At 42.6% G+C, this 15,184-nt stretch carries 18 protein-coding genes and 1 pseudogene; 7 read left to right on the top strand and 12 right to left on the bottom strand.

What is annotated here, in order from left to right; translation table 11 throughout:
- Positions 1-2 precede the first annotated feature (2 nt).
- The 3 genes and pseudogenes from LFX25_RS05190 to LFX25_RS21030 form a co-directional block, all read left to right on the top strand.
- Positions 3-698 (top strand): MORN repeat-containing protein, encoded by a 696-nt coding sequence (locus tag LFX25_RS05190; protein WP_406600478.1) that lies wholly within the window; start codon positions 3-5, stop codon positions 696-698.
- 1 nt (position 699) lies between these two features.
- Positions 700-1,395 (top strand): hypothetical protein, encoded by a 696-nt coding sequence (locus LFX25_RS05185; RefSeq protein WP_238729289.1) that lies wholly within the window; start codon positions 700-702, stop codon positions 1,393-1,395.
- Between the two features lie 135 nt (positions 1,396-1,530).
- Positions 1,531-2,001: pseudogene (locus tag LFX25_RS21030) on the top strand (transposase); the annotation flags it as partial.
- Between the two features lie 78 nt (positions 2,002-2,079).
- Here LFX25_RS21030 and tnpC read toward each other — a convergent pair.
- The 3 genes from tnpC to tnpA are packed head-to-tail and all read right to left on the bottom strand — an operon-like array spanning position 2,080 to position 4,326.
- Entirely contained in the window at positions 2,080-3,657 is a 1,578-nt protein-coding gene (gene tnpC / locus LFX25_RS05180) for an IS66 family transposase (RefSeq protein WP_118966396.1), read from the bottom strand.
- Between the two features lie 43 nt (positions 3,658-3,700).
- Positions 3,701-4,048: an IS66 family insertion sequence element accessory protein TnpB gene (gene tnpB / locus LFX25_RS05175; protein WP_118966397.1), complete on the bottom strand. Its 348-nt coding sequence runs from the start codon at positions 4,046-4,048 to the stop codon at positions 3,701-3,703.
- A complete protein-coding gene (tnpA, locus tag LFX25_RS05170) occupies positions 4,039-4,326 on the bottom strand; it encodes an IS66 family insertion sequence element accessory protein TnpA (protein WP_118966454.1) in 288 nt (95 codons plus the stop codon). Before tnpA ends, tnpB begins: the two co-directional genes overlap by 10 nt.
- A gap of 147 nt (positions 4,327-4,473) precedes the next feature.
- Here tnpA and LFX25_RS05165 point away from each other — a divergent pair, with 147 nt between their 5' ends.
- Genes LFX25_RS05165 through LFX25_RS05155 form a run of 3 tightly spaced genes read left to right on the top strand, consistent with a single transcriptional unit; the run spans position 4,474 to position 5,809 of the window.
- Positions 4,474-4,851, top strand: coding sequence for an ArsR/SmtB family transcription factor (locus LFX25_RS05165; protein WP_238729288.1), 378 nt, complete (start codon positions 4,474-4,476; stop codon positions 4,849-4,851).
- Positions 4,811-5,287: an SRPBCC family protein gene (locus LFX25_RS05160; RefSeq protein ID WP_319936856.1), complete on the top strand. Its 477-nt coding sequence runs from the start codon at positions 4,811-4,813 to the stop codon at positions 5,285-5,287. The genes LFX25_RS05165 and LFX25_RS05160 overlap by 41 nt, the downstream gene beginning before the upstream one ends.
- Before the next feature lie 51 nt (positions 5,288-5,338).
- A complete protein-coding gene (locus LFX25_RS05155; RefSeq protein WP_238729287.1) occupies positions 5,339-5,809 on the top strand; it encodes an SRPBCC family protein in 471 nt (156 codons plus the stop codon).
- A 233-nt stretch (positions 5,810-6,042) separates the two neighbouring features.
- Here LFX25_RS05155 and LFX25_RS05150 read toward each other — a convergent pair whose 3' ends face one another.
- The 9 genes from LFX25_RS05150 to LFX25_RS05110 all read right to left on the bottom strand — a co-directional run bounded on the left by LFX25_RS05150 (position 6,043) and on the right by LFX25_RS05110 (position 13,571).
- Positions 6,043-6,480 carry a MaoC family dehydratase gene (locus LFX25_RS05150; RefSeq protein WP_238729286.1) on the bottom strand — a complete coding sequence of 146 codons (438 nt, stop codon included), beginning with the start codon at positions 6,478-6,480 and terminating at the stop codon, positions 6,043-6,045.
- A gap of 210 nt (positions 6,481-6,690) precedes the next feature.
- Entirely contained in the window at positions 6,691-7,224 is a 534-nt protein-coding gene (locus tag LFX25_RS05145; protein ID WP_238729285.1) for a hypothetical protein, read from the bottom strand.
- A 159-nt stretch (positions 7,225-7,383) separates the two neighbouring features.
- Positions 7,384-8,289, bottom strand: coding sequence for an LIC10906 family membrane protein (locus LFX25_RS05140; protein WP_319936854.1), 906 nt, complete (start codon positions 8,287-8,289; stop codon positions 7,384-7,386).
- A 408-nt stretch (positions 8,290-8,697) separates the two neighbouring features.
- A complete protein-coding gene (locus LFX25_RS05135; RefSeq protein WP_238729284.1) occupies positions 8,698-10,434 on the bottom strand; it encodes an ArnT family glycosyltransferase in 1,737 nt (578 codons plus the stop codon).
- 11 nt (positions 10,435-10,445) lie between these two features.
- Positions 10,446-10,727, bottom strand: a complete 282-nt coding sequence (locus LFX25_RS05130) for a Cys-rich protein (protein ID WP_118955484.1) — start codon at positions 10,725-10,727, stop codon at positions 10,446-10,448.
- A gap of 30 nt (positions 10,728-10,757) precedes the next feature.
- Positions 10,758-11,819, bottom strand: a complete 1,062-nt coding sequence (gene rlmN, locus LFX25_RS05125; RefSeq protein WP_238729283.1) for a 23S rRNA (adenine(2503)-C(2))-methyltransferase RlmN — start codon at positions 11,817-11,819, stop codon at positions 10,758-10,760.
- Between the two features lie 115 nt (positions 11,820-11,934).
- On the bottom strand, positions 11,935-12,321 hold the full coding sequence (locus tag LFX25_RS05120; RefSeq protein ID WP_238729282.1) for a hypothetical protein: 387 nt from the start codon (positions 12,319-12,321) through the stop codon (positions 11,935-11,937).
- 152 nt (positions 12,322-12,473) lie between these two features.
- Entirely contained in the window at positions 12,474-13,232 is a 759-nt protein-coding gene (locus LFX25_RS05115; protein WP_238729281.1) for an indole-3-glycerol-phosphate synthase, read from the bottom strand.
- Positions 13,233-13,238: 6 nt separating this feature from the next.
- A complete protein-coding gene (locus tag LFX25_RS05110) occupies positions 13,239-13,571 on the bottom strand; it encodes an STAS domain-containing protein (protein ID WP_010575596.1) in 333 nt (110 codons plus the stop codon).
- A 78-nt stretch (positions 13,572-13,649) separates the two neighbouring features.
- Between LFX25_RS05110 and murD the strand changes: the two genes are divergently transcribed.
- Positions 13,650-15,149, top strand: coding sequence for a UDP-N-acetylmuramoyl-L-alanine--D-glutamate ligase (murD, locus tag LFX25_RS05105; protein WP_238729280.1), 1,500 nt, complete (start codon positions 13,650-13,652; stop codon positions 15,147-15,149).
- The last annotated feature ends 35 nt before the right edge of the window (positions 15,150-15,184 follow it).

Below are 15,184 nucleotides of genomic sequence, written 5' to 3'. Positions count from 1 at the left end.
AATTGATTTCCAAAAAAATAATTTTAAAATTAAAAACCGCCTTTTTCAAACTTCCAGGAAGATTCCTTAAGTTTGTCAGCACAAAAATTGGTAAATATTCCGCAATAACTCTTTCTTTATTGATCTTATTTATAGTAGTAACAGCAATTTTAAACTATACGAAATATAAATGCCTTGCCGGAGATTGTGAAAACGGCTTTGCAAAAATGCAATACAGAAATGGGGCATATTACGAAGGCTATGTAAAGAATTCCCATCCGGACGGGTATGGATTATTTAAAAACGATGACGGGCATTTCTATAAAGGCGAGTGGCGACATGGCGTCAAACACGGAAGAGGGCAATATCGATATCCCGATGGCTCAGCTTATTCAGGTTCTTTTGTTAATAATAAAAAACACGGATTAGGCATGTTCGTTTGGCAGGATGGAACAATCCTGAGCGCACAATGGAATGATGACGAACCGGACGGTGCAGGCACTTTAATCTTAGCCGATGGAACAAAGCTAAACGGAGTTTATAAAGAAGGTCGAATTTACGACGGGAGCGGCGCCTTTATCTATCCGGATGGAAACATTTATATCGGCTCTTGGCGAGCGGGTAAAAGAAACGGTTTTGGAATCTTTAAAGATTCTCTTGGAAAAATAATATTCAAAGGTAATTGGAAGAACGATAGGGAAAGTCAAGAAGGAAAATAAAATGAAGTTACTGGATAAATTTAAAGAATTCCTAGCGGATAACATATTTAAAAGGGAAATAAGGAAAACCGTTGAATTTCATCTTTTCCCTAACCGAATTAACGAAATCGACGGAAGTGCTTTTTTTAGATCTACGATCAAAACACACATCAGCTTTATCGCACTCTATATAGTTGTTAATCTTATTCTCTCAATGTTTAATCTCTCTTACTTGGTGGAGTATTCTCAGATTATGAGAGGTTATCTTGTAGAAGGAAAGATTTCTGTCTTTTTGTATCTACTAAATGCATTCCCCTACAATATATTTTTCTTCGCGTTCTTTTTGATCGTTTTCGAACTCTATTTTAGTATCGGAACTTTTTTAACCGTTAGAGTTTTCGGAGAAAAAAACGTAAATTTCCGAAAATGTGTTTCGTTAGTTGTTTCGAGTAACGTATATATTCTCCTATCTCTTTTTCCGATTTTATTCTTTTTTACGATAATGCCGAGTTCAGCTAAGAGAGATATTTATTATATGATTCTGTTTTTAGGATTTGTAAGCTTATTTTTAATTGCGGGAATCTTTCTGCAAACGATCAGCTTTATTAGAATGTCGAAAACCGTATTCGAGCAAAATATAGGCCGAAGTTTCTTAACTTGGTTCCTACCTTTATTCGCTATATTCTTATTTTTCTTTTGGAGTTATCGCCCTCTTTGAAAGAATCAGGAATATTAAAAGCAAAAAAAGAAGCGATAATTTCCTAACTTTTTCGCACATTTACGAATAAACGAGAAGGCTCTCCTTGCCGATTGAGATTGTGACCAAACAAATTCAAGAAGAAGGAGAACCCCCATGAGGGCAGAAGAAGAAAAATCGCACCTGAAAGTAATCCAAGCGGATGAGGCTCAACTCGGGGAAAGACTTGAGCGAACTCGTAAGAGGAGATACTGGAAGAAACACTGAACGCTCTCTTAGACGCAGACAAACTCTACCAAGCCTCCAAGTATGAAAGGAATCCGGATCGAGTAGAGATACACTAGCGGGTTCGTATAATAGAAACTTCGAAACAAAAGCTGGAAAAGTAAAGTTAAAAGTTCCGAAACTTAGGACAATTACGTTCGAGTCGGCAATCATCGAAAGATACAAACGCAGGGAGAGTTCCGTAGAAGAAGCTCTCATGGAGATGTATCTTGCGGGGGGTTCGGTTCGAAGAGTCGAGGACATCACGAAAGTCTTTGGGGAACCAAGATCTCACCGTCAACGATCGGCAAACTCAATCAAAAAGTCTTTGTTCAAATCGACAAATGGAGAATCCGACCTCTCGAAATTAAATTGTGCGAAACTTTTAAGACAGTATCCAAAAGAAAATCAGCATCCATTTCTCATTAAAAAAGTAACCGCCTAACGAACCACAAGCCCACCGTTTTTTGGCAGATCCTCGCAAGAAAGACTTCTCGGTATCGTTTCCCAAGACTTAAAAAGATCTCGTAAATAAGCGTAAGGATCGATACCTGAGATCTTTGCATTTTGAATTAACGAATAGAATCCCGCGCTCGCAGTTGCCCCTTGTGGACAACCGGAGAAGAGCCAGTTTTTTCTACCGATCACAAAAGGACGAATGTCGTTCTCAACGAGATTCGTATCTAATTGCAATTCCGGATGATCCAAAAAGAGAAGCAGTTTTTCCCACTGGCCAGAAAGATAAGAGAGCGCTTTTCCCATAGAAGATTTGGGAGCAACTTCGACGATCCGTTTGTTCATCCAAGAACGAATCTCATCAACGATAGGCTTAGATTCGGATTGCCTGAGTTTCAGATGTTCTTCAGAACTTAAACTTTCTACCTTAGCTTTTGACTCGATTGTATAAAGCTTACCGATTTTCTTTACGATCCATTCTGCTTGCACATTCTTAGAATCGATTTTTAGAATTTCGAAAAATCTCCTCCTCGCATGATTCCAACATCCCGCGTGAAGAATCTTAGATTTAACTTTCAACAAAGAATCGTAAGATTCAAAACCGTCCGTTTGGATGATTCCTTCAAATCCCTGGATCCATTCTTCTAAAAACTTAGCGCTCCGACTCGGCTCATAATGATAGAGAACAACGGGCTTTTCTCTGATGAACCCTCGGATCACCCACATATACGATTTGGATGTATTCAACTTTCCTTCTTCGTTTAACACTTGAAGAATCGTCTCATCGATCTGCAAATACTTCGATTTGAAAAGTTCCCTTCTCACATCCTCGATCATCGGAGAAAGTTTTTCAAAAACTTGAATTGCGGTATTGGAAAGGGTGCTCCTTGAAATATCCACTCCCGATCTCTGGAGAATCCCGGCTTGTCTGTAAAACGGAAGAGCATCCGCAAACTTTTGAGTAAGCGTGTGAGCTAAGAATCCGGAAGAAAGCATACTCTTCTCAGCGATCTGATGGGGAACCGGCGCGATTCTTACGACAGGTAGAGTTTCATCAGAAGTTCCTTCACAATGCTTACACGCATACTTAGGGCGAATATGAACTTCGACTTGTATTTTAGCCGGGATAATATCTAACTTCTCGGACTTGTCTTCTCCGATACGAGTAAGCTCGTGACCACAAGAACAGGTTTTATCAATTTCAGGAATATCATGTAGGATTTCGATTCTTGGAAAGTAGTCCGGGAAAGGTTTTCTTCCCGTCTTCTTTCTTGTATGGCTTTTAACAGGACTAAAAAGACTTTCTTCTTCGGGTTCAGGAGAATCTTCTTGCAAGGAGCTTTCTATTTCGTTAAAAAGAAATCCTTGATCTTTTTCGATCTGACTCCATTTCTCAGTCTTTCTCCCGAAAAGCTGGATCTTCAATCTCTCGATCTGATCCAAATGTTCGGATTCTTTCTGTTTTTGGAGTCGTAATTCTTCCTGATATTTATTATTCTCTAATATAATGATTCTTTTTAGTTCTTCTACATCATCAGGAAGAGAGTTTAGATCCAAAGACATTCGGATTCAGTCTTAATACTTTCTTTTCTTGAGTCAAACATTTTCAACTGACATTCTTGTATTTTAGTTTCTTGTGCTCTTTGAAAAAATCGATCCCATTCAATAGCCAATGAAACCTTTCAACGGGTATTTTATGCACTTCCTCCTCTGAGTTCGGCCACGGGAATTTACTCTCTTCCAGTCTCTTCTGCCAAAGGCAAAACCCGCTCTTATCCCAGTAGAGCATCTTCAGTTTATCTTTCTTGCGATTGCAGAAGAGAAAGACGCTCGCCGAATACGGATCTTTTTTCATCTTTCCTTCTACGATTACAGAGAGCGTATTGATCGATTTCCTTAAATCCGTCGCCCCAGGTCGAAGATACACTTTTCTGTTTCCGGGATTTAACTCCATCGTCCTAAACTAAACTGAACGTTTACTTGGAGCGATGCCTTCCCCGACGTATCTATCTTTAGGGTCAAAAATTCGGCTTCTACCAATGACTGAGAATTTGTCGAGGAAGGAGGAATTTCTACAAAGTCGTTCTTCTCTGAATGCTTAGAACGTCTCTCCCAATGATATCGAAACGTCGTGTATTTGAGGTGTCTTTCTTTACAATACTGAGGCTGGGAAAGTCCACTCTTTGAAAAGTCATCAAACTCTTTGGGCCAATCTATTTTCGTTTTTTTCATCAAAGACAGTTTACAACATTTATACGATTAGAAAAAGGTGCGGTTGTTTAGGCGCTTACTTAAAAAAAATCGTAATTCACCAAAACAAGTATTCAACCCAATAGTTTAACAATTGACAAAAAAACGAGCTGCCATATATTCAACCGAATGGTTGAATTAAAAAAAGAACAGAAACTCGACCGGGTATTTGCAGCGCTCTCCGATCATTCGAGACGTCAAATGCTGGTACGTTTGCGAAAAGGCTCGCTCACCATCTCGGAACTTGCGGAGCCCTTCTCGATGTCCTTTGCGGGGGTTGCAAAGCATATCGATGTTCTGGCCGCTGCGGGACTTGTTCGCAAGGTGCGCACGCCGGAAGACGGCCGTAGCATTCGTTTGGAACTGCAAAATCGTTCTCTTTCGGAAGCATTCGCCTGGCTTACCTATCATCAAGAATTCTGGAGTAACAAATTGGATAAATTAGAAGCATTCATTGAGGAGCAAGATGATGACCACACCCGTCCTAAAAATAGAAAAAAAAATTAACGCGGAACCTTCTCGACTCTTTCGAGCTTGGTTACAAGAAAAAGAATTTTCAAGTTGGTTCCTATCCGGAGAAGAAATCGGAATCGAATCGGTAACGATCGATCCGCGACCCGGCGGAAAATTCCGCATCGACATGACTCTCGACGGTAAAGTCTTACCGCACGAAGGGGAATATATAACGATCGACGAACCCACAAAACTCGTTTTCACATGGCGCTCGCACGCGACAGGCCATCGGGAAACGTTAGTCACCGTTACATTCACCGCGTTGCCTTCCGTGACGATCACCGGCACGAACGGCGCAAAAAACAAACCGCAAACTCTCGTAACGCTGACTCACGAACGTTTAGCGGATCGAAAAGAAATCGAAATGCATCACGGCGGCTGGACGAACATTCTCAACGGGCTCGAAACGTGGTACGTAAGCGAAGAGTAAAACAAAGTCTTTATCGGCGAGGCCGGAAGAGAAAACAAAAAGGAGAATAGTATGAATGGAATTTACCACAAAGTCGGCATTCGAGCCGGAGCAAACGAAGTAACTCAAGCGTTAACGACTCAAGCCGGTCTTGCGAATTGGTGGACAAGACAAGTGGAAGGCGCGTTTTCAGGAGGAGTTTCGGCGGTAGGAGATGCGATTCGTTTTACGTTTGGTGAAAAAGGTTTCTTTGATATGAAAGTTCAAGAATCGACTCCGGCTCGGGTGTTATGGGAATGTGTCAACGGACCGGAGGATTGGGTCGGTTCGCATGTTGATTTCGATCTACGCGCAGGTACCGCGCCCGATGGAGCAGCGATGACCCTCGTTCACTTTCGACATCAAGACTGGAAAACCGAAAGTGAGTTCACCGCACATTGTAGTATGAAATGGGCGGTCTTTCTTTTGAGTCTTAAGAGTTTGATAGAAAACGGAAAAGGCCAACCCGCACCCGATGACATCAAGATCGACGATATGAATTGATTTCCGATTTCGCGCGGATCGTTAAACGACAACCGCGCATTTTACGAATGACTAGCCCAAGGGCATAATTTTGATTTCAATTATTTTTCAAATTAAGCCGACCGAATTGCGGACAACGTTCTCAATATTTAGAAGCGAACCGAGATTTTCTTAAGTACGGAAAATCTCGACAAAACTCCGCAAAATTTCTTTTTAAAACTTCGGATCTCAGTTTCTTAGCAACAATACGAATCTTAGATTTCTCTTTTTAAGAACAGCATCTTCCCTTTGAAGGTCATAACCACTTCTTCGTTTTGATTAACCAGCTCGTTCTTTCCCATTACGAGTCCCAAATTAGCTCTAAATTTACTTTTTTCTAATATACTAAATCTTCCCCGCAAGGTGTCGCCGGCAAAAACGGGACGTTTCCATTTCAATTCCTCCAAACCGGGAGACCCCATTCCATGCGCTCGATTCATTAGATTTTCGACAAATAACTTCATATAAACGGCCGTCGTCTGCCAACCGGAAGCGATCAAGGCTCCGTATATGGACTCTTTCGCCTTCTCTTCGTCGATATGAAACGGTTGCGGATCGTATTTCGCGGCAAATTCCAAAATTTCATCCTTCGATAAGGTATAACTCCCCAACTCAAAAGTTTCTCCCACTTGCAAATCTTCGAAATATTTCATGGCTTCTCCTATTCAAGATAATCAACGGCGGCTCTTTCCATTCCAATTATGGAAACGTTTTCATATAGCTTATGATTTTATATAAAACTATTTCAATCCAAAAAAATTTTTAATCCTGTGATCGTTTAGAAAAGGTTGGAAAGAGATATTCGAAAGGATCCATCGAAATGAAATCGCAGTATTTCTGTCGAAATAAATCGGACGTCTTAACTAAAGATAAATTCTACCGGCAAAAACCAGACCGAGATCGGCGCCTCCCCTTCCGAGAAAAAAAACATTGAGATAGACTTCTCCGGATAACTCGAATTTCTTATCCTGCGATCTCCAAGACAAACCGACCGGCAAGCGAGCGCCGAAAGAAGTTTCATACCCCTCGGTCTCAATAAATCTGCCACGTCCTACCCTTTCTTTTTCCCGGTAATGTTTTTCTTCCGCTACCCCGCCGATGCCGCCATAAAAACCGACCGATTCGTTTAAAGAAGCGAAGTTATAAAGAAAAACTCCATGAAAGTGAAATCTTCCGTTACCGAACGCGCTAAATCCGAGTCCCGCTTCGAAAGATTTTTTGTCGTCCATCCAATACTTGCCGGTCAAGCCGGTTGGTCCGAATAAACTGATTCCGATTCCGAATTTACCGGGAGCCGAGTTCGTTTCGGAACTTTTATTTTCTTCTCCATTTACGGAACTCGTGAACGCAAAAATGATGAATGAAAGAAAGAGAAGGGATTTAAACGAATATATCATTTTATCTACATCGAAATCTATACAACCAGTACATACTATTAGAGAAATCGTATTTTTCAAGCTTAAATGAGGCAACATCAACGATCGAACCTCTTGACGGATTCTAGCTAAGAGTAAATCGATATCGAAAGGAGCGCGAAGAAGGTAAAAGTTCGAAAATTATTTAAAATACTTTCCGAACTTTTTGGAAAGTAGTTCCGCTCGTTTATCGACGGACAACTCACCCGATTTGGAAGTCAGATCATAATCTTGAATCAGTATTTCCTTCGTAATCGCAGCTTTTTCTTTCGAACTTTTTTGAATAAAGCGCATCGGATCAAGCCTAGCTAAAATTCTCAAGAAACTCCAAGACGCGGCCTTATGGATCAAAGGAACGTCGGCGCCGCCGATAATTTTCGCTTTAATTTCGAAGGCATCGAAATGCAATATTGCGATTCCCCAAAAGAGACAAGAAATAAGAAGTCCGATGGACGACAACCACGGCTTAAAGATTCCGAAAAGCGGAAGAATATATACGAAGAAAGTGGTACTATGTAAGGCTAAAATTGCTCCAATCAGGAAAAAAAACAGCCTGACTCTAAAATCACCTCTCTTTCTGAGCATCTTGTGCGAGACTTCGAAAATTGAAAGTCCGGTCCAAAATATCAGATATAAAACGTATAAATGATAATTTACGTTTATCTCATAAACGAATTTTTCTTGATCCTTCATATTCGCCATTCTTTGCGTTACGCAGTTGAAGACAAAATAACCTAACCCAACAAAGGCGATCAAGGAGGCCCAAATAGGAATCCTGCTTTCCGAGTTTTCCAATTTTTTACAAAGAACATACAGGGTAAATGGAACGAACAAGATCGGTATAAAATTCAGATTGAGCGCCAAATTGCGGTATTCAAGCGGAACCAAGACTCGAAAGCCTTGAATCAGTAACCATAAGGATAATTCAAAATTTAAAAGTAGAAAATAATTCTGAACAATACGATTCCCTTTTAATCGGAACGTATAAACGCCGAATAAAAAGTGAAGCAATCCCGTCACTATTGACAATAAATTACTGAGACCCACGGCCAAAATCTATATTGGATTATTATTTAGTATAGTTCTTTTTATAAACCGAACATTTAACAAAGCGAATATTAAAGATTATTTGCATTCGAACGTATATTCGAAATCCTTTATTCAACGATTCGCCGATAAACCGATTAAAATGACATAGAAAAAGAATACGAGGCGGCCTACGAAACGAAGAGCAGTCATTCCCGTTGTAGCCGAACTACGCAATAGCCGTAGCTTATGCTACTGATTCTTGAAAATACTGACTTCGTATTAAATAATTTTTTCCAGAACGAAAAAAACAAAGGAAAAGCAGTCCCCGGTTTTACCCAGGGACCAAAACCAAACCAGGCTCACAATTTAGCCTAATTTATTTTTCGGGTGAAACGTAAAATTCCCCGCACGTTTTTTTCAAAACTCTTATCGTTTCTGGGAATTTTTTAAAGTGGCCTTCATCAAAATCACCTTACCGACCACCTTCTCCCTTTGAGCTTTCAAAAAGAATTTTCCTTCCGGGGTCGCAACTTTATAGGAGGGAAATTCTCGGACGGTTTCAAATTGTACGTCCTTACCGAAAAACTCGTCCATCTTCGAAAGCCATTTGTCTTGAACGATCAGATAACGTTGTCCGTCTTTTTGAATCGCTTCTACCAGGATTGCGGGATCGAAGAGGGTTCTTGAAATTCTCTGCGAATAATACGCGTAAGAGCGCTTTGAAGCCGGAACTCCGAAAAGAAATAATTTTTCCTTACCGGGTTCGTTTTCTCGAATGAAGATTCCGATTTCTTTCGAAGGCTGATACGAGGTCAACATCGGATAAAGATATAAACTCACGATCGAGAAGAACAGCGAAACCGGAAAGACCCACGAAGCGAGCAATCGTCCTTCTTTGCCGGATTGAAAATAAATCCAAAGAAATACCGCGAGATAAATCAAAGGAAGAATCAAATATTCCCATCCGACTTGAATGCTGATCGAAGGTAAAATAAAGACGGTCGCCAAAAATGCTCCTGCCGTAAACAAAAGCAAGGCTTGACCGACCTTAACAACCGCACCGTCCTCTTTCCGATCCTTTAAACCGGTCAGGATCGATTCGAAAAAACCGGCCCCGATCACCGCCGCCGCCGGAAGACACCAATAGATATATTGAGGCAATTGATATCTGGAAAAACTGATCAAAAAAAGAAACAAAAACAGCCAAAAACCGGGAACAAAATCGCCATTCTTATATTCATTTTTTAGAATATTCTGAAATACGGATTTTCCGGCTCCGTCCTTGAAAAATCTCCGAACCCGGTCGAAAACGAAACCTACGAAAGGAAGAATAAAAACGCCGAACGCCCAGGAAAAATTGGAATAGAAGAACAAAGGATTGAACTTCTGGTTGTACATCTTCACGTAAAAGCGGCCAAACGATTGAATCCATAAAAAGAAATACGGACCGTAAGTCTGAAATTCGAGATACAACGGAATCGACCATAAAAGCGGGGGAAGAATCGCAAGCAACGCGCCAGGAAACAGCTTCATTTCCAGAAGACGTTTCCAATCCCTTCTGAATAAGATATCGCCCCCGATCGAAAGTCCGGGAATCACCATCGCGATCGGCCCTTTCGTAATAAAACCGAGGCCCATGGCAAAATACATTAGATAATAATAATTCTTATTTTTCTTAAATCCGAGATAATAAAACGTATGAACGAGAATCAGATACGGAGTCAGATACACGTCGATCTTCGGATCGACGACCATCGAATAAAGACCGGGCGAAAGCGCATATAAGAACGTCGCGATCCATGCACGCAGACGGCTTCCCGAATAGGACTCGGTCAGCTTGAACATTCCCCATAGGGAAAGAAAGGTGAACAAAAGGGCCGGAAGACGAAACGCGAAATTTTGATAACCGAACACGAGAAACGAAAGAGAAATCTTCCAGAACGTAAGGATCGGCTTATCCAGATATCTTCTTCCGTTGTCCCGGATAAAAAACGGATTTCCTCCTTCCACCATTTCCCTCGAAATTTCCGCGTATTGGGAAGAATCGATATCGATCACGTCGAGAGGAAGAGTAAAGAGCAGAGGAAGAACGGAAACGATCAATAAAACGAAAAGGACGCGAACGGAAATCGGTTGTTTGTTGTCGGCTGCGATCTGATTCATAAGAACTCCTTTCAATCCATAAATCCGGATTCCATCACACAAGTATTAAAACCTTTGCATGTGGTTTCGGATTCGAAACACGGAAGAACAAAACTTTGTTCGCGGATACATCCGCTTTCGCAATCGATCATCGCCTGATTTTTTTCCGCGTCCGTAACCTTCACGTCCTTGAACGTGGTCACCGCGCATTGAACGAAAAACTTACATGCGGAACTGCATTTCTGCTGAACGTATTCCTGACAGGAAACAAAAAATAGAATGGATAGAAAAAGAAGAATTCTTTTTAGATTCATTGCCCCATTTTTCAGAAACGAAAGCTGAGGTCAACTTTTTGAGGCGAGCATTCCGCAGGCGCCGAAGATATCTTTGCCCGGAGATCTTCGGTTGAGAATCGGAACTCCGGCGGGTTCGAGAAGCGCGATGAATTCCGCGACTTCGTCCCTTGTGGGTCTTCTCCATCCGAAAAATTCCGTGTTGAGAGGAATGACGTTGATCTTGCAATCGAGGGATCTTGCGATCTTAACGAGCTTATTCGCGTTTTCCCTTCCCATATTAACGCCGGGAATCATCACATATTCAAACGTGATTCTTCGTTTTAATTCTCTCGTAAAATCCTTGGCGGCCTGTAAAAGTTCTGGAAGAGAGAATTTCTCTTCGATGTCCATGATCTCGAGTCTTCCGCTCGGATCGGGATGATTGAGCGAAATCGCGAAGTTATACGGTTCCTTGTTTTCGATAAAGCGGCGGATTCCGTTGACGACTCCGGAAGTGGAAATCGTGATCCGTTTCGCGCCGAGATTGAGAGCGTCCGGATCGTGAAGAATCGACGCGGCGCGGATCACGTTGAAGTAGTTGTGAAACGGCTCTCCCATTCCCATAAAAACCACGTTAGTCGCTCTATCGCCTACGATTTTTTCCACCTGAAGAATCTGATCGACGATCTCGTGAGCCTTTAGATTTCCTTGAAATTCTAATTTAGCTGTCGCGCAGAATTTACAATTCAGAGTGCAGCCGACCTGCGAAGAGATGCAGATCGTTTTTCGTCCGCCGTCTCCCGAAGGAATCCATACGGCTTCGAATTCTTTTCCGTTATCGGGTTCGGACGAGAACGTAAACTTCTGCGTTCCGTCGACGGACTTGAGATGTTTGACGACATGAAGACGAGTCAGAGAACAAAGTTCTTCGAGCTTTTCTTTGAGGGCTTTGGAGAATGTCGTGAATTGTTCCCAAGACTCGTAGCGATTCACGTATAAACCGTGATAAACTTGTTTTGCGCGGAACGGTTTTTCCCCGAGCGAAACCATGATCTCCGAGAGTTCCTTTAAGGTTCTTCCTTTTAACGGAATCTTACCGGTTTGAATTTCTCCGAGGGTTTCTTGAGTCATGAAATGCCTTCTCAGGTCGATTTTTTTGCAGTGGCGGTTACGGGATAGTCTTTTCAATCGATCGTTTCGAATTCTACCTTCCAATGCGTTGACTTGGGTTCTGTCTTATGTTCTCCTAGGCTCGGAATCGTTTGTAAAACCAATACGGAGCGACGCCGATCCATACGAGAAGCAAAGGCCACATCTCGCCCTTCCATACGTTATGAACTTGTAGAAATTCCCCGAACGGCTTGCGGACCCAAAATACGCTCATCGAAAATTCAAAGACTTCGGTTAACAAAACCCAGAGCAATCCGACGCGCACCGCTTGTCCGGAATTTTTCAAAGGTTTCAACTTGAGAATGAGCCAAATCGGAACGGACAAAAGAATCATTCCCGTAAAGACGGAGATCTGATGGGATAAAAATTCTCCCGTCGCTTCTTTGTACGTAAGTTCGCGGATCGCCGCATTGACAAAGGCGAAGACTAAAAGGAAAAACCAACTCAACGCATAAACGATCATCTCTTTTCTCCGCGTTTGAGCGTATCGGATTTTGCGTCGTTTGTAAAGGACGTATTCTAAACTAGGAAAGCGTCCGTTTTCGGGAGAAGCATTACTTTAAGGTCAAGTTTTATTTTGTGCGGGTAGTTTGTCGGAACAAATAAAAGAGGCGATCAAAAAAGATCCAACCAAGCCTTGTGAATGTCCGGCTTTTCCATAAAATACGTTCCGATCAACGCGGCATCCACGAGTCTGCGGAATGCGTCCAAATCCGCGCGGCTCTTAACACCGGACTCTCCCACCTTGACGATGTTAGGCGGTAAAAACGCGGAGACCTCTTCGACCAAATTCGGATGAATCTGAAACGTATCCAAGTCTCTCGTATTGATTCCTATAATTTCCGCGCCGCAGTCTAAGGCGATCTTCGCTTCTTGCGCCGTGTGAACTTCCACGAGACAATCCATTCCCAGCGACGCTGCGGATTTCAAAAACGTTTTTATCTGATCGGGAGTCAAAATTCTCACGATCAAAAGAATCGCGGAGGCGCCGAAGGCTCTCCCTTCTCGAATTTGAGATTCATCCAAAATAAAATCTTTTCTTAAAACGGGGATTTTCAAAAGAGAAGAAACGTTCTTTAGATCCTCTAAAGAACCGCCGAAATAATTTCGATCCGTCAGAACGGAAACCGCGGAAGCGCCGGAATCCTCGTACGTCTTTGCGATTTTAACGGGATCATACTCGGAGCGGATTTCGCCGGCAGAAGGACTTTTGCGTTTGCACTCGGCGATGATGGAAAAGTTTCTGCTTCGCAGAGATTCTCCAAGCCCGAGTCCTCGATAAGGAGCCGGGTCATACTTTCCGATTTCCTTGATTTCGTTTTGTTTAGTGGCGATGATTTCCCGGAGAACCCGGTGTAGTTGAGCGGAGGACATCGAGGCTTAGAAGGATTTCAAAGCCTCGTCTTCGGTTTCGCGAATGTCAAAGAGAGAAGTGAGTTCGATAACGTCGAAGATCCGCTTTACCGCAGGTTTGATATTACTAATTTTTAATGCACCCTCTTTGGAGTTTAACTTTCTCAGGGTGGAGATACAAGCTCTAAAACCGGACGAGGACATATAATCCACTTCCTGCATATTCAGAATCACTTTTTTATGACCTTGATTGTCGATCAGGTCATTCAGATTTTCCTCAACCTCATTGGCGATGGAAACGTCCAAACGTCCTTTGAGATAAACAATCAAAACACCGTCGCGTACTTTGTGATCGAGCAAGAGAATATCCTTCGTTTTTGCTACTGACAACTATCGGGGGTGAAAATAACCTGTCAATCACTGTTCACCGGTCTAAAAATGAAATTTCCCGAGTCCCTGAAAGGGCTAAAGACTCTCGTTCTTGGCGGAGGAATCTCCGGCAACTCGGCTCTTGAACTTCTGATTCACGAACAATCAAACCCCATTCTCTGCGACCGCAATCGTCCCGAGTCTCTCCACGTTCCCTATCTATCCGACGACGTAGATCCTTCTTCCCTTACCGATATCGCATTGATCGTCAAATCGCCCGGTATCTTACCGACTCATCCGATTCTTTCTCACGCTTTAGAAAAGAAGATTCCCGTTCTTTCGGAGATCGATCTCGGCAGACATTTTTTTAAAGGGAGAATCATCGGCATAACCGGAACGGACGGGAAATCGACGACGACTTCTTTGACTGCGCATCTCTTAAAAAAAGACTTCCCTGATCTTCAAGAAGGAGGAAATCTCGGGATTCCGTTTACTTCTTTTTGTAAGAAGCCGATTTCACTCGCGGTGCTGGAACTTTCCAGTTATCAACTCGACGACTCTTCTTCCTTGGGTTTGAACGTTTCCGTTTTTTTAAATCTCGCTCCCGATCATCTTGAAAGACACAAGACGATGGAAAATTATTTCCAGGCGAAATTAAAAGTAGCCGATCTTTCCAACGTCGATCATTCCCTAATCGTTTCCGAAAAAATCAAAGAAAGAATTCTTAGTTCTTCGGTTTCGTATCAATGCAAGCTTTTGAGTTTCGGTAGAAGTCCGCAATCGAATGCGTTTGTGGATGAAAATTCCCAAACGATCAAGACGGCGTTGCACGTCTACGACATCTCTCAATTCTATCTTCCGGGAACGCACAACCGGGAAAATCTCGCGGCTTCCATTCTCGCCGCGGAAGCGATCGGAGGAAAACCGGAATCGATCCAAGCGCAGATTCCGCGTTTCAAAGGACTTCCCCACCGTTTTCAGATCGCGGGAGAAAAATTCGGCCTTTCCTTTATCAACGATTCGAAATCCACGAACCTCCACAGCATGCTCGCCGGAATGGCGACTTGGAAAAATCTTCCGCAAACCTGCCTGATTCTCGGCGGGAGACCGAAACAGGAAGACCCGAAACCGCTTTATGATTTTCTAATAAAAGGAATCGGCTCGGTGATTTTGATCGGAGAAGCGAGATCTGCGTGGGAAAAGGGAGTTCGGGAAGTCGTCGGAGATCGACTTTTCTCCGTTGATACATTGAACGACGCGTTTGCAATATTCAAAAAAGGAAATATAGTCTCGAACGCCACCGGTCCGGGCAATTCTTCTTTCGGATCTCCTTTAGATCCCGAAGCGTTCCTCCCTTCCGGTCCGGGAACCGCTTTTCAAACTTCTTCCGATTTCACAAATGCTTTCACCGAAAACCTTCTCAAACGAATTCGCCTTTCCAACGGCGCGGAGATCGGCTCGGTGGTTTTCTCTCCGGCCTGTGCAAGCTTCGATCAATATAAGAATTTCGAGGAACGAGGAAATCATTTCCTTTCTCTTGTGGACGATTTTTTAAAGAAGATAGCATAAAAAGAATCGGAAAGAATTAAAACCGCTTTCTTCTT

It is taken from the genome of Leptospira sanjuanensis, assembly GCF_022267325.1.
Classification (GTDB): Bacteria; Spirochaetota; Leptospiria; order Leptospirales; family Leptospiraceae; genus Leptospira; species Leptospira sanjuanensis.
This window is presented reverse-complemented; position numbering and strand designations above follow the sequence as displayed.